The sequence below is a fragment of the Nocardia sp. bgisy134 genome (assembly GCF_965341865.1).
Taxonomy (GTDB): Bacteria; Actinomycetota; Actinomycetes; order Mycobacteriales; family Mycobacteriaceae; genus Nocardia.
The window spans coordinates 100,086-121,197 of the sequence record NZ_CBDQZP010000010.1 but is presented as its reverse complement, the minus strand read 5'-3'; the positions used below and the strand labels follow the sequence as shown (position 1 = coordinate 121,197).

Below are 21,112 nucleotides of genomic sequence, written 5' to 3'. Positions count from 1 at the left end.
GTCAGCGGTGGAGCGGGTCAGCCCTTCATCAGCTCGACCGCGGGCCGTTCGCCCTCGCCTTCGTCCGAGGCTGCCTCGGGCGCGTGCTCGTCCGACGCCGCTTCCGGTGCGTGGGAGCGGCTCGGCAGCAGGACCGCCATCACGATCACGACCAGCGCCAGCACGGCGGAAACCCCGAAGGCCAGGCTCATGCCGTCGAGGTGAGCGGCGACGGGATCGGCGCCCTCGTCGATCAACTGGGTGCTGCGGGTGGACATGACGGTCACCACCAAGGCGGTGCCGAAGGCCGCGGCGACCTGCTGCAGCGTGCCGAGCATGGAGCTACCGTGCGAGTAGAGGTGCATCGGGAGCGCGCCGAGACCCAGGGTGAAGACGGGCGTGAAGGCCGCGGCCAGCGACACCATCATCAGGACGTGCAGGCCCAGCAGCTGCCAGTACGGCATGGTCATCGAGATCTGCGTGAAACCGGCCAGGGACGCGGCGACGCCGATCGAACCGGGGATCACCAGGACGCGGCCGCCGAAGCGGTCGAACAGGCGGCCGACGGTCGGGCCGAGCAGACCCATGGCGAGACCGCCGGGCATGACGAGCAGGCCGGTCTCGAGCGGGCTCAGACCGCGCAGGTTCTGCAGGTACAGCGGCAGCAGGATCATCGAGCCGAGCATCGCGAGGAACGCGATCGACATGAGGATCAGCGCCTTGGCGTAGGTGCTGATCAACAGGATGCGCAGGTCGAGCAGCGGCGTGCCGGTGCGCTGCAGGCGCAGCTGGCGCGCGGCGAACACGCCGATGAGCGCCAGTCCGGCGGCGACGATCAGCGCGGGGCCGGTGACGTTGCCGGACTCGAACCGGCTGAGGCCGTACACGAGGCTGCCGAATCCGACCGCGGCCAACGCCACGCTGGACACGTCGATCGCGCCGGACTGCGGTTCGCCGATGTTCTCGAGTCGCTTCAGCCCCAGCCAGGTGACCGCGGCGGCGATGGGCAGCACCATCACGAACAGCCAGCGCCACGAGCCTGCCTGCAGCACCAGCCCGGACAGGACCGGTCCCATGGCGGGCGCCACCGAGATGGCGAGGGTGACGTTGCCCATGACCCGGCCGCGGTCCTGCTCGGGCACGACCGTCATGAGGGTGGTCATCAGCAGCGGCATCATGACCGCGGTGCCGCCGGCCTGGATGATCCGGCCGAGTAGCAGCACCTCGAACGCCGGGGCGACGGCGGACAGCGCGGTGCCGGCGAGGAAGACGAACATCGCGATCGCGTAGGCACGGCGGGTCGTGACCCGCTGGAGGAACCAGCCGGTGGCCGGGATGACCGCGGCCATGGTGAGCATGAACGCGGTGGACACCCACTGCGCCGACCGTTCGGTGACATCCAGGTCGGTCATCAGGCGCGGGATCGCGTTGATCATGATGGTCTCGTTCAGGATCACCACGAAGGTCGCGAGCACCAACAATAGGATGACGGTCGGCGTCCGCCGCCCGGTCGGACTGGCGGATGGGACGGCGGGCATCGGGTTACCTCCGAGGTGATCGTGAGCGTGCGAAGACGTGTGGCCCGGTGCCGAGTTATCGAGCCGTGTTCCGGCCGCCACACGAGATCAGACGAGAACTGTTGGCGCAACTCATCGGGCGCGGGACAGTATTCCGCTCACCACCGACGAAAATCACTCGATTTTGCCGGGCTCCTGGTGAATCGAGCCATGGAAAAAGCCTGCCGACCAGCGGCTTTCAGCGGAGCGTCTCGGCGATGGTGACGCTGGTCACATCGCGTGGCGCCCTTCGGTCGGCGACTTCGGCCGCTCCCTCGATAGGGGGAGGACGCGAAGAGCTCGCCGTCACCCGCGCGGAAAGCGCTTGCTGCCTCGGCGTCCCCGCGCGGCCGGGTAGCCGAGCCTCGGATAGCCGAGGCCGCCCCACGGTCCCGGCTGGACGTGGGTCGCTTCGACGCCCGGGGTTCGGCGGATGAAACTGTGGATTCGCTTGTGCCGCAACGGTTGCCGGGATGAATGCGAGCACGCGCGGTGCACGAGGCGCGGTGGCGGCCGGTCGTGCGCGAGTAGTGGAGACGTTCCGGTCGGCGCTCGCCTTTCGCACCGCCAGTGGTGCGCCGCGGTGAGCTATCGCTCGGATTCGGCGCGGTTTGCGGCGCTGCGTGCCGACGCCCGCCGGGCAGGCCGTAGGCTCGAACACTGTGCCGAACACGTCTGACAACACCGAGGAACAGGTGGAATCCCACGCCGCCGCCCAGCCTGCGGGCGATCCGAACTACCTGGTGGGGCTCGATCTGAACGGCCGCCGCGTCGTCGTGATCGGCGGCGGAACGGTGGCCCAGCGCAGGCTCGGCCTGCTCATCGCCTCGGGCGCGGACGTGCACGTCATCAGCCGTGAGGTCACCCCGGCGGTCGAGGGGATGGCCACCTCCGGGCAACTCACCGTCACGTTGCGCGCCTATTCCGACGGCGATCTGGAGGGCGCCTGGTACGCGATCGCCTGCACCGACGAACCCGAGACCAACGCCGCCGTCGTCGAGGAAGCCAACCGGCGCTGCGTCTTCTGCGTGCGCGCCGATGTCGCCCGGCTCGGCACCGCGGTCACCCCGGCCACGGCCCGCTACGACGGCCTCACCCTCGGTGTGCTGGCCAGCGGGCAGCACCGCCGCTCGGCTGCGGTGCGCAACGCGCTGCTGGAAGCGCTGCAATCCGGTGTGGTGAGCGATGATTCGTCGCCGATGACCCCCGGTGTCGCGCTGGTCGGCGGCGGACCCGGCGATCCCGATCTGATCACCGTGCGCGGGCGCCGACTGCTGGCTCGGGCGAACCTGGTGGTCGCCGACCGTCTCGCGCCCCCGGAACTGCTGGCCGAGCTGGGACCAGACGTCGAGGTGGTCGACGCGGCCAAGATCCCGTACGGCCGCGCGATGGCGCAGGAGGCGATCAACGCCGCGCTCATCGAGGGCGCGAAGGCGGGCAAGTTCGTGGTGCGGCTCAAGGGCGGTGACCCGTACGTATTCGGTCGCGGCTACGAGGAGCTGGAGGCCTGCGTCGAGGCGGGTATTCCGGTGACCGTCGTCCCCGGCGTCACCAGTCCCATCTCGGTGCCTGCCGCCGCCGGCATCCCGGTGACCCACCGCGGCGTCACGCACGAGTTCGTCGTGGTCAGCGGGCACGTCGCGCCGGATCACCCGGATTCGCTGGTGGACTGGCCCGCGCTGGCCCGGCTGCGCGGCACGCTCGTGCTGATGATGGCGGTGGAGCGGATCGAGCAGTTCGCCACCGCACTGCTGGACGGCGGACGTCCCGCCGACACCCCGGCGACCGTCATCCAAGAGGGCACGTTGCGCACCCAGCGAGTGCTGCGCGCCGACCTCGGCACCGTGGCCGCGCGCGTCCGCGAGGAAGGCATCCGGCCGCCCGCGATCGTGGTGATCGGCCCGACCGCCGGATTCTCCGCGGAGCTCTGACAGGCCGCGAAACAGATGTACCGGGGTTGTCGACGGATCTCGTCCGGCCGCGCCCGCTGTGCGTACTCCGCGTTCGCTCCGACCGTGCGCGGGGTTGCCGACGGGCTTCGTCCGGCGAGGAAGTCGGCGGCGCGGGGCGCTGTCGGGGGCTTCATCCGGTCACGCCCGTGGGAACGGAGCACTTCGGCTATCAATTACAGTGACTCCCTGTGCTCCAGAATCCCGCTGCGACGATGCAGTACCCGGTGACGCAGCGGGCCTTCGGGCTCGCGATCCTAGTTTTGAGCGGGCTGCAACTCATGGTCGTGCTCGACGGCACGGTGGTGATCTTCGCGCTGCCGCGGCTGCAAGATCAGATGGGACTGACCAGCGCGGGCAGTGCGTGGACGGTCACCTCCTACGGCCTCACCTTCGCCGGGCTCATGCTGCTCGGCGGCAGGCTCGGCGACGCGTTCGGCCGCAAACGCATGCTGATCTACGGCGTCGCCCTCTTCACGCTGGCCTCGCTGGCGTGCGGCCTCGCCCAGGGACCCGCGATGCTGATCGCCTCCCGCGCGGTGCAGGGCGCCGGGGCCGCGGTCGCGGCGCCCGCCGCATTGGCCCTGGTGGCAACGACTTTCGCGCCGGGTAAAGCGCGGAACCAGGCGATCGCGATCGTCGGGTCCATGGTCGGCATCGGCTCGGTCGGCGGACTCGTGGTCGGCGGCGCGCTGACGCAGCTGTCCTGGCGCTGGATCTTCCTGATCAATGTGCCGATCGGCCTGCTCATCGTGCTCGGCGCGGTCTACTGCCTGGCCGACACCGGGCACCACCGCGTCGCCCTCGACGTGCGCGGCGCCGTGCTCGGCACCCTTGCCTGCGCCGCCATCGTCTTCGGGGCCACCGAAGGACCGGCGATGGGCTGGACCAGCCCGGCCATCATCGGCTCGCTGATCGGCGGCCTGGTGTTGCTCGTGGTGTTCGTGCTCGCCGAACGCAATGTCGACGACCCGCTGCTGCCGTGGTCGCTGTTCGGCAGCCGTGACCGCGTCACCACCTTCCTGCTGATCCTGCTCGCGGGCGGCGTGCTCGGCGCGATGACGTACTTCGTCGCGCAGTTCCTGCAGAACGTCATCGGCTACGGTCCGCTGGAGGCGGGTGTCGCGTCGATCCCGTTCACCGTCGGCATCGGCATCGGCGGCGCGCTGGCCTCGAAACTGGCGATGATGGTCGCGCCGCGCTGGCTGCTCGCGGGTGCGGCCGTGGTGCTCGCCCTCGGCCTGCTGTTCGGTTCGACGCTCGACCGCGACGTGACGTACCTGCCGACGCTGCTGATCCTGCTGATCGTCATCGGTTTCGGCGTCGGCATCGCGATGGTGGTGGCGCCGCTGTGCGTGCTGGTCGGCGTGCCGCCCAACGACATCGGCCCGCTCGCCGCGGTCGGGCAGATGTTCATGAACCTGGGCACGCCGCTGGCGATCGGCGTGCTGACCCCGATCGCGGTGTCGCGCACGCTGTCGCTGGGCGGCAAGACCGGCAATGTCTCGGGCATGACCTCGGCGGAGATCGACGCGCTCGGCAGCGGGTACACGCTCGTGCTCGCGGTCTGCGCGGGCGTCGCGGTGCTGATCGGGCTGATCGCCCTGACGCTGCGCTTCACGCCGCAGCAGATCGCGCAGGCCCACCACGCCCAGGAAGAGGCGCAGCGAGCCTGAGCGCCGCGCTTCAGAACCGCCCGGCGACCTTGCGCGGGGTGACCCGGACGATGACCCGGGCGGCGTCGTGCACCGAGGCCGGGTTGAAGTCGGCGTACAGCTGGCCGGTGTACTCGAGCGAGAGCTCGTTGGGCAGGGTCTTGTCCGGATCCGGCGTCAGGGTCGCGGTGCCGCGGATCTCGGCGTAGACGTAGGGGTTCTCGGGCGGGTTGATCAGCAGGGTCACCCGCGGGTCCTTGGCGAGGTTCTTGGCCTGCTGACGCTCCACCGTGGTGGAGAACAGCAGGTCGTCGCCGTCGCGCTTCAGCCAGATCACGGTGAGATGTGGTTGCCCGTTCGCGCCGACGGTGGCCACGGTGGCGAACACGTTCGACTCGTCGAGGTACTTCTTCAGGTCATCGGAGAGCACAGCTGTACCGGTCATGTCCCGGTGGAACACCTGGACGCATCCGCGCATTCCCGGCGTGTCCTCGCTCCGCGTCCGAATTTCATCCTTCGCGGTATTCGCTTGTCCAGGAACGGCTTCGGGCCGAAACATGGAAGACCCGGGGGCCTTTGCCCGCCCCCGGGTCTCGGTGTGCCGCCCATGTCGCCTACCGGTATCGGTGGGATCGGATCACTCTCACCGCGACGCGTCCTACGTTTGGACCACCTCCGCATGGGCGCGGAGAGCGGGTTTTGAACCCGCACCTCGTCGCATCGCGTCCGCTCCTCGAGACCCGGTCGTCGGCGGCGAATACTCAATCTGGAGCGATAGTCTGAGTTTGTGCCACGGCTCGCCCGCTCGGCGGCCGGTCCGTGGCTTCAGGCTGATCTTCAGGTTGAGCTTGCGCTCTTCGCGCATCCCCCGCGGCGCGGGGGAGTTCGTGGGGCATCAGCGGAACAGGTAATCGAAGACCACCTTGCCGGTCTTGCGATCGGTGACCTCGGCGGCGTTGGCCTCCTCGCGAGCGAACTTCACCGCCTGCGCCAGCTTCTCGATCCGGCCGACCACCTCGTTGACCCGCCGCGCAGGCAGCGCGCCGGAGAACTTCACCGTCGTCCAGTAGCCGACGGCGATGTCCTCGTAGTACACCTCGACCTGGGCCGGGTGCTTGTCGGTGGCCTCGGCCTTCACGTGGTTGCGCGGCACCTTCTTGGTGCGGATGGTGCGCACGTGCTCGGTGCGCCAGGTGTCGGAGGAATCGTCGAACGCCCAGGCCTCGGCGGCGTCGAGCACCGGGAGCCGCTTCACGAAGGCCAGCAGATCAGCGAGCTGCTTCTCCAGGAACAGCAGGTACGGCACCGGGACGTCGTCCAGCAGCGTCTCTCCGTCCACCACCACATCGGCCGCGGCGGTGCGGTTCGCCCAGTCCTTGGTCGCGGTCACGTCGAACAGCCGGGTCAGCGTGGCGGCGGTCTGCCGCAGCACCTCCTCCGACTTCACCTGGACGCGCGTCGACTCCGGCGGAAGCTGTTCGCCCTCTTCGTCCTTCGGCTGGTAGACGCGCGAGATGCCGGCCAGCAGCGTCGGCTTCTGCAGCAGGTTCTGGGTCTCGGCGAGCTCGCGCAGCGCGCCGCTCTTCACGCCCTTCTCCACCGCGATGATCTGATTCAGCTTGGTCATTCGTCCTCCCCGTCGCGCCGCGACTCCTGTACTCGGCCGCCGGTCGCTCGATTCGTCGTCCGCGACGCCAGATTTCGGTAACCCCCCGTCGTCGCTGCGGCAACGGTACCGGCGCCCCGGCGGGAGCCGCATCCCATTTTCCTTGCGCGCGCCACGGTGGGATTTGTCGTGCGGAGCTCAACACAGCAGATAGCACAAGCACAGCAGCTCGGCGACATGTAGCCCACACACTCTGCGCATAGCGGAAGGCCCGAGCCATCGCGACACACGAGCGGTCGCCGACACGATTCCCGCGGTGCAGTTCGCCACCGCGGTGGTGGTCAGGTGTGCCGCGGTGGCGAATTCCACTGACCGGAGGCGTTGTCGGCGGCCGCGCGGTCGAGAAGACTGGACCGATGTCCTCGAAGGTGGAGCGGGAGCTGCTGGAGCGCTGGACGGCATTGGCCGGGCCCGCGGCCGAGCCTGTCGGAGCCGACCTGGTGCGCCGCTACGGCGAGCCGCATCGGCGCTATCACACCGTCGAGCACTTGGCGGCCATGCTCCGCGTGATCGATGAGCTGGCCGACCAGGCCGATGACGCGACTGCGGTGCGGTATGCGGCGTTCTTCCACGACGCCGTCTACGCCGTCGACCGCGCCGACAACGAGGAGCGTAGCGCCGAACTGGCCGAGGCAGTCCTCGAGAAGCTCGGCGCGCCGACCGAACTCGTCCGCGAAGTGGCACGCCTGGTGCGTCTCACGACCACCCACGACCCCGCACACGACGACCGCAACGGCGGGGTGCTCTGCGACGCCGATCTCGCGGTGCTCGCCGCCGACGAACCCGGCTACGCCGCGTACACCGCCGCGGTCCGCGCCGAATACGCCCACGTACCCGACGATCTGTACCGCGCGGGCCGCACCGCCGTCCTCGAGGCCCTGGCCCGCCAGCCGCGCCTGTTCCACACCGAAATCGCCCGGCACCGCTACGAATCCACCGCCCGCGCCAACCTCCGCCGCGAACTCGCCGCATTGGCCGAGCCGCCCCGCTGAACGCACCCACGTGACGCATACCGTTTGCGCGGCTCGCAGGCGCTGTGCCTCTGTGCTGAGTGTGCGGGCTATGCATCGCCGAGCTGCTGTGCTTGTGCAACCGCGCCGTGATCGCCGTGTCGACCTCGGTCGAGCCCTCGTGCCGAGCTGTCGCGCGCTGGACTGACGCGGTGAGCAGCCTCGCTGAGCGCCCCGTGCGCACGCCTCGCAGCCCCTGTGGTCTCGGCGTGGGGTGTGGAAGGTGTGCGCGCCCAGCCTTGCCGTTCCGCTCCGCTGCGTCGGGCTCGCCATCGGCCGAGCCGCTGCGCTGAGCCTTTCGGCACACACCCTTCGCACTCCGCGCAGGCGCTACGCCTCTGTGCGGAGTGTGCGGGCTATGTGTCGCTGATCTGCGGTGTCTGCACTACCGAGCCGTGGTTGCCGTGTTGAGCTCGGCCTAGCCTCGAACCGAGCTATTTCGCGCTGGTGTCGCGCGCCGCCTCGCTGGGCGTACCCCGGATGCGCAGGCCGTTCACAATCCTCACAGACGATCTAGTCTCTGTGAGGCGTATGGAAGGTCTGCGCACTCGACCTTGCTGCGCCGCTCAGCGCTGGTGCGCTCGCCATTCGGGCCGAGCCGCTGTGCTGGGCCTCATCCTGGTGGCGCGGAGCGTCCGCACGCCTCGTAGGTGTTGCGCGGAGAGTGCGGGCCAGGTGGCGCCCGGGGTGCGGAACAGTGTTGGGGCGCAGATGGTTTCATGTCGGCATGACGACGATTGGATTGATCGGTAGCGGGCATGTCGGCGGCACTGTCGCGCGATTGGCGGTGGACGCTGGGCTGGACGTGGTGCTGAGCAACTCGCGGGGGCCGGAGACGCTGGCGGACCTGGTGGCCGAACTCGGGCCGCGGGCGCGGGCGGCCACCGCGGCGGATGCGGCCGCGGCGGGCGACATCGTGATGGTCACGATGCCGTTGAAGAACTACCGGGAGGTGCCGGTGGAGCCGTTGGCGGGCAAGGTCGTGATCGACACCAACAACTACGCCCCGGCCCGCGACGGCAATATCCCCGAACTCGATGCGGGCGAGGCGACCTCGAGCGAACTCCTGCAAAAGCATCTGCCGACGTCCAAGGTGGTCAAGGCGTTCAACAACATCTTGTTCGCGCACCTGGGCGCGCTGGCCCGCCCGGCCGGTTCCGGCGACCGCTCCGCCCTGCCGATCGCGGGCGACGACGCCGAGGCGAAAGCCGCTGTCGCGCAACTGCTCGACGCGCTCGGCTACGACACCGTCGACCCCGGTCCGTTGCGTGAAAGCTGGCGCTCGGAAGTGAACACCCCGGTGTACGGCACCCCTTACGCTGCGGGCACCCCTTTCTGGGAACACGACCCCGCGCCCGCCCCGGTAGAGACGATCCGCACGGCCCTCGCTGCCGCCCAGCGCTGACAGAGTCGTCGTTCCAACCGTGTGTCGGCTCGTGCCAATTGCGCGCAGAGCCGCCTGGCTGAGTGCGCCTTTCGATACGCAGCCCTTTCACACGCCTCGCAGACGCTGTGGCCTCTGCGAGGCGAACAGAAGGTTTGCGAAGCTTCCGCTTGCCGCGCAGAACGAAATCGCTGATGGCGCCGTGACGCTCGGCAGATCCGGGCGGTGGCGGGCTCAGGTGATGATGAGAAGTTCGGTGGGGGAGGCGATTTCGGTGCGCAGTCCGGCCTTCTCCGCGACCCGGGCCACGGCGCGGATGTCGGCCGGTTCGGCGCGGGTGAGGACGAGCGCGCGGGCCAGCAGGCCCTTGTGGTGCTTGTTGAAATGACTCACCACGGTGCGGGTGCCGTCGGGGTGCTCGGTGAGCACGTTGGCGGTGATGGCGCCGGGGACGCGGCCGAGTTGCTGGTAGGTGCCCGAGCGCAGATCGACGACGAGGTCGCCCGCGGCCTCGGCCAGCAGGGCCTCGGGCAGGACGTCGCGCCAGACCGCCGAGAGGGTGGGCAGACCCGGCAGCTTGGAGCCGCCGGAGAGCCGGTAGGCGGGGATCGGGTCGCCCGCGCGCACCGCGCCGAACAGCGCGGAGCCGATGCCGAGCCGCGCGTACGCCTTGGCGCGCTGCGCCTTGGTGAACGACTTCGCGTCGAGCGCGTCGTAGAGGACGCCGGTGTAGCGCTCCAGCGCGGGGCGGGTCGGGGCCGTGCGCAGCGCCGCGTTCCTGGCGATCTCGGCGTCGGCGCCCTTGCCGAGCCCGAGCGCCGCGCGGGAGGCGTCCGCATCGGCGGCCAGCCGCCCCAGTTCGGTCGCCAGCTTGTGCCGCACCGGCGTGAGCTGCGGCATCGCGAGTGCGTCCAGGTCGAGGGGCAGACCAGCGCCGCCGTCGGACTTGGTTTCGGAGGGAGGGAGCAGCACCAGCACGAAGCGATACCGTACCGGCGCGAGCCGGTCAGGGCCGGAGGCGGTAGCGCAGCGTGACCATGTAGGCCCCCGGCTCGTGCAGAGTTGGGCACCGCGCGAGCCGGTCAGGGCCGGAGGCGGTAGCGCAGCGTGACCATGTAGGCCCCCGGCTCGTGCAGAGTTGGGCACCGCGCGAGCCGGTCAGGGCCGGAGGCGGTGGCGTGGAGTGATCTTGGCCCTGCTCCGCCGCAGGCCGAAATGGATAACGCGTTGCGGACGCCTCGTGGCCGGCGACTACGCTGTGCACCCGTGATCACCCGCCTCTCCCACCTCTTCCTGCGTACCCTGCGCGACGACCCCGCCGACGCCGAGGTGCCCAGTCACAAACTGCTCGTGCGCGCCGGATACGTCCGCCGCGTCGCCCCCGGCGTGTACTCGTGGCTGCCGCTGGGTCTGAAGGTGCTGCGCAAGATCGAGGACGTCGTCCGGGAAGAGATGAACGCCATCGGCGCGCAGGAGATCTCGCTACCCGCGCTGCTGCCGCGCGACCCGTACGAGACCACCAACCGGTGGACCGAATACGGCGACGGCCTGTTCCGGCTGCAGGACCGCAAGGGCGCTGACTACCTGCTCGGCCCCACCCACGAGGAGTTGTTCGCGCTCACCGTGAAGGGCGAGTACAACTCGTACAAGGATCTGCCGGTCACGCTGTACCAGATCCAGACCAAGTACCGCGACGAGGAGCGGCCGCGCGCAGGCATCCTGCGCGGGCGCGAGTTCGTCATGAAGGACTCCTACTCCTTCGACCTCGACGAGGACGGCCTGAAGAACAGCTACAGCGCCCATCGCGAGGCCTATCAGCGCATCTTCGACCGGCTCGGTGTGCAGTACGTGATCGTGGCGGCCACCTCGGGCGCGATGGGCGGCAGCGCCTCGGAGGAGTTCCTGGCCGACAGCCCGGTCGGTGAGGACACCTACGTGATCTGCCGCGAGTCCGGCTACGCGGCCAACGTGGAGGCCGTGGTCACGCCCGCTCCCGAAGCGCAGCCGATCGAGGGCAAGCCCGCGGCCGTCGTGCACGAGACGCCGGGCACCCCCACCATCGCCACGCTGGTGGACTGGGCCAACGCCGCGGGCATCGGCGAGCAGTACGGCAGGCCGGTCACCGCGGCCGACACCCTGAAGAACGTGATGGTCAAGCTGCGCCTCCCGGACGGCAAGACCGAGATCGTCGGCATCGGCATCCCCGGCGACCGCGAGGTCGACGACAAGCGCCTCGGCGCGTCGGTCGAGCCCGCCGAGGTCGAGTTGATCACCGAGGCCGACTTCGCCGCCAACCCGTTCCTGGTGAAGGGCTACATCGGGCCGAAGGCGTTGCAGGAGAACGGCATCCGCTACCTGGTCGACCCCAGGGTGGTCGCGGGTACCTCGTGGATCACCGGCGCGGACAGCGAGGGCAAGCACGTGGTCGGCCTGATGGCGGGCCGCGACTTCACCCCGGACGGCACCGTCGAGGCCGCTGAAGTCCGCGACGGCGACCCCTCGCCCGACGGGCGCGGCACGCTGGTGTCGGCGCGTGGCATCGAGATCGGGCACATCTTCCAGCTCGGCTACAAGTACACCGACGCCTTCGAGGTCGATGTGCTCGGCGAGAACGGCAAGCCGGTGCGGTTGATCATGGGCTCCTACGGCGTCGGCGTGTCCCGCATGGTCGCGGTGGTCGCCGAACAGCAGCACGACGAGAAGGGCCTGCGCTGGCCCGCGGAGATCGCGCCGTTCGACGTGCACGTGGTCATCGCCAACAAGGACGAGGCGGCCCGCGCGGGCGCCGAGGACGTGGTGTCCGGTCTGCACACCCAGGGGCTGGACGTGCTCTTCGACGATCGCACCGCTTCGCCGGGCGTGAAGTTCAAGGACGCCGAACTCCTCGGCATGCCTTGGGTTCTCGTCATCGGGCGCGGCTGGGCCGAGGGCAAGGTGGAGTTGCGTAACCGCTTCACCGGCGAGGCCGAGGAGATTCCGGCCGCCTCCGCCGTCGAAACGGTGGTCGCGAAGATTCGCGGCTGATCCGCTCCGAGATTCTCGTTCGCCGCCCCGGTCCCGCACAGGGACCGGGGCGGCGGCCGTTTTCGACCGAGACCGTCGAGGGCGCACGGCGACGCGCGCTCCAACGCTTGGCGCATGTCGAGTGGGCGTCCGCGCGCTGCTCTCGTCGACTCGGTATCCGGGCTCCGATGCCTTGCGCGTGAGAAGGTGGGGCAGTCACTTTCTCCTTACGCTTCCGTAGGCTGAATTTGCTGATCGCAGAACCGGCAGACCCGCCACACGCTGCTGTTACCCGCTGGTAAGTTAACCGCCATGACAAGCACCGAGGCGTTGTTGTTCAACCCGGCCACCTACGATCCGCAGCACTTCGACGCGGAGACCCGGCGGTTGCTGAAGGCCACCATCGAGTGGTTCGAGAGCCGCGGCAAGCGGCAACTGCTAGCCGACGACCAGAGCGCCGTGTTCACCGCCGACTTCCTCGAGTTCGTCGCGAAGGAGAAGCTCTTCGCGACGTTCCTGACCCCCGCGGCCTACGCCGACGGCGATTCGAACCGCCGCTGGGACGCCGCGCGCAACGCCGCGCTCTCGGAGATCTTCGGCTTCTACGGCCTGGCCTACTGGTACGCCGAGCAGGTGACCATCCTCGGCCTCGGGCCGATCTGGCAGAGCGACAACGAGGCGGCCAAGCGCCGCGCGGCCGCCGACCTAGCCGACGGGCAGGTGATGGCCTTCGGTCTGTCCGAGCAGTCGCACGGCGCCGACATCTACAACACCGACATGGTGCTCACGCCGACCGAGCCGGGCAGCGCCGACGCCGAGGCCGGAATCCTGTTCCGCGCCAACGGCGTCAAGTACTACATCGGCAACGGCAACGTGGCCAGCATGGTCTCGGTGTTCTCCCGCCGCGGCGACATCGAGGGTGCGGACGGCTACATCTGGTTCGCCGCGGACAGCCGCCACGAGAACTATCACCTCATCGACAACGTCGTGGCCGAGCAGATGTACGTGAGCACGTTCCGGCTGGAGAACTACCCGGTGCGCGCCGAGGACATCCTGCACACCGGGCCCGAGGCGTTCTCCGCGGCGCTGAACACCGTCAACGTCGGCAAGTTCAACCTCTGCCACGGCGGCATCGGCATGGTGGAGCACTCCTTCTACGAGGCCATCACGCACGCCAACAACCGCGTCCTCTACGGCAAGCACGTCACCGACTTCCCGCATGTGCGCGGCAATTTCGTGGACGCCTACTCCCGCATCGTCGCGATGAAGCTGTTCAGCGACCGGGCCGTCGACTACTTCCGCACCGCGAGCCTGGACGACCGGCGCTACCTGCTGTTCAACCCGATGACCAAGTCGAAGGTCACCTCCGAGGGCGAGGTGGTCATGACCCTGCTGCTGGATGTGCTCGCGGCCAAGGGATTCGAGAAGAACACCTACTTCAACGAGGTGCAGCGCCTGATCAACACCCTGCCCCGGCTCGAGGGCACGGTGCACGTGAACGTCGGCCAGATCCTCAAGTTCCTGCCCAACTACCTGTTCAACGCCAAGGACTACCCCGAGGTCGGCACCCGCCTGGACGCGGCCGACGACGAGTTCTTCTGGCGGCAGGGCCCGGCCCGCGGCGCGGGCCGGGTGCAGTTCGCGGACTGGAACCCGGTGTACGAGAAGCACTCCGACGTCGCGAACGTGGCGCGCTTCTACGAGCAGGCCAAGGCGCTGCGTGAGCTGCTCGCCACCGCGGCTCCCGACGAGGCACAGCAGCAGGACCTGGACTTCATGCTCACCATCGGCCACCTCTTCTCGCTGGTGGTGTACGGCCAGCTGATCCTGGAGCAGGCCGCGATCACGGGTCTGGACCGCGACGTGCTCGACCAGATCTTCGACTTCCAGATCCGCGACTTCAACACGCACGCCACCACGCTGTACGGCAAGGCGTCGGCTACCTCGGCGCAGCGTGAGTGGGCCGTGGCTGCGCTGCGCACCCCGAGCGTGGACCGGGAACGCTTCGACCGGGTGTGGGCGCAGGTGGCGTCCTACGACGGCGCGTACGAGATGCGTCCCTGAGTGAGCCGGGTACGGCCGAGTTCGTCTCGGCCGTACCCGATTTCGGCCGCGTCGCACCGGTCCGGATCTGTCCGCCCGAGGCGCTCGGCGCGGATGTGTGCGGCGCGAGGCTCGACGGTGCACGAGGCTTGCCGGGATTGCGTTGCGGCGGGTGACTTACCGAGCGTGGCGCTACTCGCCGGGGTCGGCGTTCGGCGTGGAACCTGTCGAGAGCGCCGCTCGGCTCATGGCTTGCCGGGGAAAGCGGCGGTCGGCGGGGTCGCGCCGAGGATCGCCTGCCAGGCGGCCGCGCGCAGCGCGCATTCGGTCAGCCCGTCGATTCCGGTCCGGCGCGCCTCCCCGGATTCGCCGTGCTCGACCACCGCGCGCCAGGCGACGGCGGTGTCGTTCTCGACGGTGACGGCCAGCCGGGCGGCGGCCACGGGATCGTCCACCGGGAACGGGATGGTGTACGCGGGTTCGGGCGGCGGCGCGGTCGTCCCCGCCGCACGGAGCGCGTCGACGGTGGTGTCGCGGCGGGCTCGGTGCGCGGCGGTGTTCTCGGCGATGAGGCGGTCGCGGTCGGGCGAGGCGAAGGCCGCGATCACACCGTAGGCATAGACCGCGGCGTATTCGGCGGCGAGCGCGCCGAGCAGGGCCTGGCGTTCGGCGTCGGTCATGCCAGCAGCACCCCCGCGTGGACGGCGCAGGCCGCGCTGATCGAGGCGAGCAGACCCGCGCGGTAGGCGGACTGCGTCACGGCGAGATCGGCCGCGGACTTGCGCGAGCGGGCGAGCTGCTCGCGCAACTGGTCGACGCTCGGCGGCGAGATCGGTGGCACGGCCGTACCTGTCGCCTCGGGGCCGGTCGTGCTCGCGGCGAACGGTGCGGCCAGGTCTTTGGTCTTGCGGGCCGGGGTGGTCCCGTCGCCGTAGACGCCGACCACGCGGGCGATTTCCGCGCGCAACGCGTCCGCGTGCGCGGTGCGTTCGATCGCGATCGTGCTCAACGCGGTCTGCCGCTGCGGGGCGAGCGCGATCGCCGCGGTGGCCGCGGCGGCGTCGGTGCGGGCCATGACCTCTTGTGCGGCAAGCGGATCGGGCTCGTGTACGGGCTCGTCCGCGCAGCCCGCGGCGGCGCCGAGCGCGAGTGCGCCGACCGTGCCGCCGCCCGCGAGCCGCAACGCGGTGCGGCGGTCGACCAGCGGGACACGGTGCGCGACGGTGTCCTGGGAGGTGTGCCGGTCGACCCGGCTGCCGAAGGTGCGCCCGGCTCGTGGCGGGGCGGGGAGGCGGAGGGGCACGGCACTATCGTGCCAGACCGGTCCGACCGCTCCGACCATCCCGAGGGCGGCCCGCGCGACCCGCTGCGCGCGCCGGGGACCCGGGACGCTTGCCGCGGGCCGATGGTCCTTTACACTCTCGTGGCGCGTTACGCTAGACCTTCGGTACAGAAAATTCCGACCGCGTCACAACTGAACCAGGAGCCGCCCCACATGCCGATGCCGACCGAGGAAAGGGTGAGCCAGCTCGTTGCTGGACTCGTCGAACGCCGGGGATTCGACCTCGAGGGCGTCGATATCTCGACGGCAGCCGGGCACGCGGACGCGCAAGCCAAAGTCAAGGTCACCGTCGACAGCGACGGTACCGCCGACCTCGACACCATCGCCACCCTCAGTTCGGACCTCTCGCTGCTGCTCGACGACGCGGGCGATTTCGGTGAGACGCCCTACCTGCTCGAAGTGTCGACGCCCGGCATCGACCGCCCCCTCACCGCCGACCGGCACTGGCGCCGCGCGCAGGGCCGCAAGGTGCGCGTCACGCTGAGACCGGGGGCCGAGCCACCGGAACCGGGCGGCTCGGCGCGGTTCGAGGCGCGGGTGGGCGCGCTGGGGCAGGATTCGGTGGCGCTGGTGTTCGGCGGCAAGCGCAATCCGCACCGGGTGCACGTGCCGCTGGCCGATATCGCCGACGCCGTCGTCCAGGTCGAGTTCTCCCCGCCCGGCGCGCGGGAGCTGGAGCTGGCGGGCGGAGTGGCGCCAGGTCGGCCGAGGCCAGGGCACGACGACGATGCCCTCGCGGTCGACGATGCCGCAGATGTCCGAGGAAACACCGAAGCATTACCTGTAACAGCGTCCGATTCGACCGAAGGGATCGTGGAATGAACATCGAAATCGAAGCCCTGCGCGCGATCGTGGCCGACAAGGGGATCTCGATCGAGACGGTGATCTCCGCGATCGAGTCGGCGCTGCTGACCGCGTATCGGCACACCGAGGGCCACCAGCCCAACGCGCGTATCGACATCAACCAGAAGACCGGCGTGGTGCGGGTGATGGCCCGCGAACTCGACGCCGACGGCAACGTGATCTCCGAATGGGACGACACCCCAGAGGGTTTCGGCCGGATCGCGGCGACCACCGCGCGCCAGGTGGTGCTGCAGCGGTTGCGCGACGCGGAGAACGAGAAGTCCTTCGGCGAGTTCTCCACCCACGAGGGCGACATCGTCGGCGGCGTGGTGCAGCGCGACGCGCGCGCCAACGCCCGCGGCACGGTGGTGGTCCGCATCGGCAGCGAACTGCACGGCACCGAGGGCCTGATCCCGCCCGCCGAGCAGGTGCCCGGCGAGACCTACGAACACGGCGACCGCATCAAGTGCTACGTGGTCGGTGTCTCCCGCGGCCCGCGCGGACCGCAGATCACCTTGTCGCGCACCCACCCGAACCTGGTGCGCCGATTGTTCGCGCTGGAGGTCCCCGAGATCGCCGACGGCTCGGTCGAGATCGTCGCGGTGGCTCGCGAGGCCGGGCACCGCTCCAAGATCGCGGTGCGCTCCACCGTGCCCGGCGTCAACGCCAAGGGCGCGTGTATCGGCCCGATGGGTCAGCGTGTGCGCAATGTGATGAGCGAACTGGCGGGCGAGAAGATCGACATCATCGATTACGCCGAGGATCCGGCCGCCTTCGTCGGCAACGCGCTGTCGCCGTCGAAAGTGGTTTCCGTCACTATCGTGGACGCCGACGCGCGCGCGGCCCGGGTCGTCGTGCCCGATTTCCAGCTCTCGCTCGCGATCGGCAAGGAGGGGCAGAATGCCCGCCTGGCCGCGCGTCTGACCGGGTGGCGCATCGATATCCGCAGCGACGCGGCCCCCGACGTGGGCGGTGGCGTGCGGACGGAGGCGCATCGCAGTTGAGCGGAGCTCACACCGCGAACAGGGAATCCCGCCCCGGGGATGACATGTTGGTAACTTCCGCGGGGGAGGGGTTCGGCGTTCGGGGCCGGGCAGCGGTACAGTGGTCCAAGGTTCAGCACGAGCCTTCGGCACCTTCGCCCGAACGCACCACCGAGCAACACCCCGCGCCCGCGCGGCGATCGGTTCCGGTGCGTACGTGTATCGGATGCCGGAAGCGCGAGTTGGCCGTCGATCTGTTGCGGATCGTGGCACAAGATCGGGACGCCGGAGACGGATCCCGTATCGTCGTGATCGTTCCCGATCCGCGGCGCAGACTTCCCGGGAGGGGTGCCTGGTTGCACCCCCTTTCGTCTTGTCTGAGCACTGCAGAACGGCGCCGAGCATTCGGCAGAGCACTACGAGTGTCCGGACATCTGGATATCTCAGCCCTGGAGCATTACCTCGAGAACAGGCACGAGCACTCATGAGCACACCGTGAAGTACCAACGATGAACGTCCATCGGAGATAACCCGAGGTCGTGCGGGCCGCCGTCCCCTGAAACGGTGGCACTGCTCGACCTCTCAGTGAGGAGAGCAGTGGCAGGCAAGGCCCGCGTGCACGAGTTGGCAAAAGAACTCGGTGTCACGAGTAAAGAACTACTCGCAACGCTCAAGGAGCAGGGCGAGTTCGTGAAGTCGGCGTCCTCGACGGTGGAAGCGCCCGTCGCGCGTCGGCTGCGAGAGTCGTTGGCGGCGAAGTCCGCGCCGGCGGCAGACTCCAAGTCCGGGGCTCGCCCCGGGCCCGCTTCGTCGGCTCGACCGGCCGCGAAGCCCGCCGCGGGCGGTCCGCGCCCCGGCCCACGTACCCCGGCTCCGGCGCAGGCCGCCGCGTCGTCCCCGGCCGCTTCCCCGGCCGCCGCGGCGCCCAGCCCGGCCACCGCCCGTCCCGGTGACGGTGTGCGCCCCGGTCCGGCCGTGAAGCCCGGCCCCGCGACGCCCGCGCAGGAATCGGCGCCCGCCGCCAAGGCCGCGCCCGCGCCCGCGCCGTCCGGTCCGCGCCCCACTCCAGGTGGTCCGCGTCCCGGCCAGCAGCAGCGCCCCGGCGCGTCCGCGCAGGGTGGTCCGCGTCCCGGTGGTCCGAAGCCCGGTCCGAAGACCCCGCGTGTCGGTAACAACCCCTACTCGTCGACGCCCGCGCCCGAGCGCGCCCCGCGTCCGGCCCCCGGTCACGGTCCGCGTCCCGGCCCGACCCCGGGTGGTCCGCGTCCCGGCCCGCAGGGTGGCCCGCGTCCGGGTCCGGCCCAGGGTGGCCCGCGTCCCGGTCCGGCTCAGGGTGGTCCGCGTCCTGGTCCCGGTCAGGGTGGTCCGCGTCCGGCAGCCGCTCAGGGTGGCGGCCCCCGTCCGGGTGGTCCGCGTCCGAGCCCCGGCTCGATGCCGCCGCGTCCGAATCCCGGTGCCATGCCGCAGCGTTCGGCGCGTCCGGGTCCGGGCGGCGCCGGTGCCGGTCGTCCCGGTCGTCCGGGTGGCGGCGCCGGTGGCGCCGGTCGTCCGGGCGGCGGTGGCGGCGGCTACCGCGGCGGCGGTGGCGGCGGTACCGGTGCACCCGGTGCGGGCGCAGGCGCTCCCGCGGCCGGTGGTTTCCGTGGTCGCCCCGGTGGTGGCGGCGGCGGTCGTCCCGGCGGTCCCGGTGGCCGTGGCGGTGCGGCAGGCGCGTTCGGTCGTCCCGGTGGCGCGCCGCGTCGTGGCCGTAAGTCGAAGCGGGCGAAGCGCGCCGAGTACGAGAGCATGCAGGCGCCCGCCGTCGGCGGCGTGCGGCTGCCGCGCGGCAACGGCGAGATCATCCGGCTCGCCCGCGGCGCGTCGCTGTCGGACTTCGCGGAGAAGATCGACGCGAACCCGGCCGCCTTGGTCCAGGCGCTGTTCAACCTCGGCGAGATGGTCACCGCGACCCAGTCGGTGAACGACGAGACCCTCGAGCTGCTCGGCAGCGAGATGAACTACGTCGTGCACGTGGTCAGCCCCGAGGACGAGGACCGCGAGCTGCTGGAGAGCTTCGACCTCACCTACGGCGAGGACGAGGGCGACGAGACGGACCTGCAGGTCCGCCCGCCGGTGGTGACCGTCATGGGTCACGTCGACCACGGTAAGACCCGACTGCTGGACACGATCCGCAAGGCCAACGTCCGTGAGGGCGAAGCGGGCGGTATCACCCAGCACATCGGCGCCTACCAGGTGATGACCCACCTCGGCGACGACGACCGCCTGATCACCTTCATCGACACCCCGGGTCACGAGGCGTTCACCGCCATGCGTGCCCGCGGTGCGAAGGCCACCGACATCGCGATCCTGGTGGTCGCCGCCGACGACGGCGTCATGCCGCAGACGGTGGAGGCGATCAACCACGCGCAGGCGGCCGACGTGCCGATCGTCGTGGCGGTCAACAAGATCGACAAGGAAGGCGCGAACCCGGAGAAGATCCGGCAGCAGCTGACCGAGTACAACCTGGTGGCCGAGGAGTACGGCGGCGACACGATGTTCGTCGACATCTCCGCCAAGCAGGGCACCAACATCGAGGCACTGCTCGAGGCGGTCCTGCTCACCGCGGACGCCGCCCTCGACCTGCGCGCCAACCCGGACATGGACGCCCAGGGTGTCGCCATCGAGGCGCACCTCGACCGCGGCCGCGGCCCGGTGGCGACCGTGCTGATCCAGCGCGGCACGCTGCGCGTCGGCGACTCGATCGTGGCGGGCGACGCCTACGGTCGCGTGCGCCGGATGGTCGACGAGCACGGCGACGACGTCGATGCGGCGCTGCCGTCGCGGCCCGTCCAGGTCGTCGGCTTCACGTCGGTGCCGGGCGCGGGTGACAACCTGCTCGTCGTCGACGAGGACCGCATCGCTCGCCAGATCGCCGACCGTCGCAATGCGCGCAAGCGCAACGCGCTGGCCGCGCGCAGCCGCAAGCGCATCAGCCTGGAAGATCTGGATGCCGCGCTGAAGGAGACTTCGGAGCTGAACCTGATCCTCAAGGGCGACAACTCCGGTACCGTCGAGGCCCTCGAAGAGGCCCTCATGGGTATCGAGGTCGGCGACGAGGTGCGCCTGCGGGTCATCGACCGCGGTGTCGGTGGCGTCACCGAGACCAACGTCAACCTGGCCTCGGCGTCGAACGCGATCATCATCGGGTTCAACGTGCGCGCCGAGGGCAAGGCGACCGAGCTGGCCAACCGCGAAGGCGTGGACATCCGGTACTACTCGGTGATCTACCAGGCCATCGACGAGATCGAGAAGGCCCTCAAGGGCATGCTCAAGCCGATCTACGAAGAGGTCGAGCTGGGTCGCGCCGAGATCAGGGCCATCTTCCGCTCGTCGAAGGTCGGCAACATCGCGGGCTGCATGGTCACCTCCGGGTCGGTCAAGCGTAATGCCAAGGCGCGTCTGCTCCGCGACAACGTGGTGATCGCCGAGACCGTGACGATCTCCTCGCTGAAGCGCGAGAAGGACGACGCGACCGAGGTCCGCGAGGGCTTCGAATGCGGTATGACGCTGACCTACTCCGATATCAAGGAGGGCGACGTCATCGAGGCGTACGAGCTGCGCGAGAAGCCGCGCGACTGATCGGTCCGAACTAGCGAACACCGCACCTGTGTCCGAGGCCCCGCCCGTACGGCGGGGCGCCGGGCGCGAGGTGCGGTGTTC

General features: G+C 70.0%; 16 protein-coding genes. 10 read left to right on the top strand and 6 right to left on the bottom strand.

The window, feature by feature from the left end; all coding sequences use genetic code 11:
* Positions 1-17: 17 nt before the first annotated feature.
* On the bottom strand, positions 18-1,517 hold the full coding sequence (locus ACRWNM_RS19090) for an MDR family MFS transporter (protein WP_431969311.1): 1,500 nt from the start codon (positions 1,515-1,517) through the stop codon (positions 18-20).
* Positions 1,518-2,230: 713 nt separating this feature from the next.
* Between ACRWNM_RS19090 and cobA the strand changes: the two genes are divergently transcribed.
* Positions 2,231-3,466, top strand: a complete 1,236-nt coding sequence (gene cobA, locus ACRWNM_RS19085; protein ID WP_431969541.1) for a uroporphyrinogen-III C-methyltransferase — start codon at positions 2,231-2,233, stop codon at positions 3,464-3,466.
* Between the two features lie 233 nt (positions 3,467-3,699).
* Complete coding sequence (locus tag ACRWNM_RS19080) at positions 3,700-5,160, top strand: MFS transporter (protein ID WP_431969540.1); 1,461 nt, start codon at positions 3,700-3,702, stop codon at positions 5,158-5,160.
* 10 nt (positions 5,161-5,170) lie between these two features.
* On the opposite strand, the gene ACRWNM_RS19075 is transcribed toward ACRWNM_RS19080, so the two are convergent.
* On the bottom strand, positions 5,171-5,584 hold the full coding sequence (locus ACRWNM_RS19075) for a PPOX class F420-dependent oxidoreductase (RefSeq protein WP_431969309.1): 414 nt from the start codon (positions 5,582-5,584) through the stop codon (positions 5,171-5,173).
* 450 nt (positions 5,585-6,034) lie between these two features.
* Positions 6,035-6,766, bottom strand: a complete 732-nt coding sequence (locus tag ACRWNM_RS19070; RefSeq protein WP_431969307.1) for a hypothetical protein — start codon at positions 6,764-6,766, stop codon at positions 6,035-6,037.
* A 395-nt stretch (positions 6,767-7,161) separates the two neighbouring features.
* On the opposite strand from ACRWNM_RS19070, the gene ACRWNM_RS19065 reads away from it, so the two are divergent.
* Both ACRWNM_RS19065 and ACRWNM_RS19060 read left to right on the top strand, forming a co-directional pair.
* Complete coding sequence (locus ACRWNM_RS19065; RefSeq protein ID WP_431969305.1) at positions 7,162-7,797, top strand: HD domain-containing protein; 636 nt, start codon at positions 7,162-7,164, stop codon at positions 7,795-7,797.
* Between the two features lie 745 nt (positions 7,798-8,542).
* On the top strand, positions 8,543-9,220 hold the full coding sequence (locus ACRWNM_RS19060; protein ID WP_431969303.1) for an NADPH-dependent F420 reductase: 678 nt from the start codon (positions 8,543-8,545) through the stop codon (positions 9,218-9,220).
* 213 nt (positions 9,221-9,433) lie between these two features.
* On the opposite strand, the gene yaaA is transcribed toward ACRWNM_RS19060, so the two are convergent.
* Positions 9,434-10,177 carry a peroxide stress protein YaaA gene (gene yaaA, locus ACRWNM_RS19055; protein WP_431969301.1) on the bottom strand — a complete coding sequence of 248 codons (744 nt, stop codon included), beginning with the start codon at positions 10,175-10,177 and terminating at the stop codon, positions 9,434-9,436.
* Positions 10,178-10,465: 288 nt separating this feature from the next.
* Here yaaA and ACRWNM_RS19050 point away from each other — a divergent pair, with 288 nt between their 5' ends.
* The gene (locus ACRWNM_RS19050) at positions 10,466-12,223 is read left to right on the top strand and encodes a proline--tRNA ligase (RefSeq protein ID WP_431969299.1); all 1,758 of its coding nucleotides are present in this window, start codon (positions 10,466-10,468) and stop codon (positions 12,221-12,223) included.
* Between the two features lie 291 nt (positions 12,224-12,514).
* Positions 12,515-14,266, top strand: coding sequence for an acyl-CoA dehydrogenase family protein (locus tag ACRWNM_RS19045; RefSeq protein WP_431969297.1), 1,752 nt, complete (start codon positions 12,515-12,517; stop codon positions 14,264-14,266).
* A gap of 224 nt (positions 14,267-14,490) precedes the next feature.
* Here the strand turns inward: ACRWNM_RS19045 and ACRWNM_RS19040 are convergent, their stop codons facing one another.
* Positions 14,491-14,925 carry a ferritin-like domain-containing protein gene (locus ACRWNM_RS19040; RefSeq protein ID WP_431969295.1) on the bottom strand — a complete coding sequence of 145 codons (435 nt, stop codon included), beginning with the start codon at positions 14,923-14,925 and terminating at the stop codon, positions 14,491-14,493.
* Positions 14,922-15,449, bottom strand: coding sequence for a hypothetical protein (locus ACRWNM_RS19035; RefSeq protein WP_431969539.1), 528 nt, complete (start codon positions 15,447-15,449; stop codon positions 14,922-14,924). Before ACRWNM_RS19035 ends, ACRWNM_RS19040 begins: the two co-directional genes overlap by 4 nt.
* Before the next feature lie 291 nt (positions 15,450-15,740).
* On the opposite strand from ACRWNM_RS19035, the gene rimP reads away from it, so the two are divergent.
* From rimP to infB, 4 genes are all read left to right on the top strand, one after another.
* On the top strand, positions 15,741-16,409 hold the full coding sequence (rimP, locus tag ACRWNM_RS19030) for a ribosome maturation factor RimP (protein ID WP_431969293.1): 669 nt from the start codon (positions 15,741-15,743) through the stop codon (positions 16,407-16,409).
* Complete coding sequence (nusA, locus tag ACRWNM_RS19025) at positions 16,406-17,434, top strand: transcription termination factor NusA (RefSeq protein ID WP_068069413.1); 1,029 nt, start codon at positions 16,406-16,408, stop codon at positions 17,432-17,434. The genes rimP and nusA overlap by 4 nt, the downstream gene beginning before the upstream one ends.
* A 188-nt stretch (positions 17,435-17,622) precedes the next feature.
* Entirely contained in the window at positions 17,623-17,901 is a 279-nt protein-coding gene (locus ACRWNM_RS19020; protein WP_431969291.1) for a YlxR family protein, read from the top strand.
* 109 nt (positions 17,902-18,010) lie between these two features.
* Positions 18,011-21,031: a translation initiation factor IF-2 gene (infB, locus tag ACRWNM_RS19015; RefSeq protein ID WP_431969289.1), complete on the top strand. Its 3,021-nt coding sequence runs from the start codon at positions 18,011-18,013 to the stop codon at positions 21,029-21,031.
* Positions 21,032-21,112: the final 81 nt, after the last annotated feature.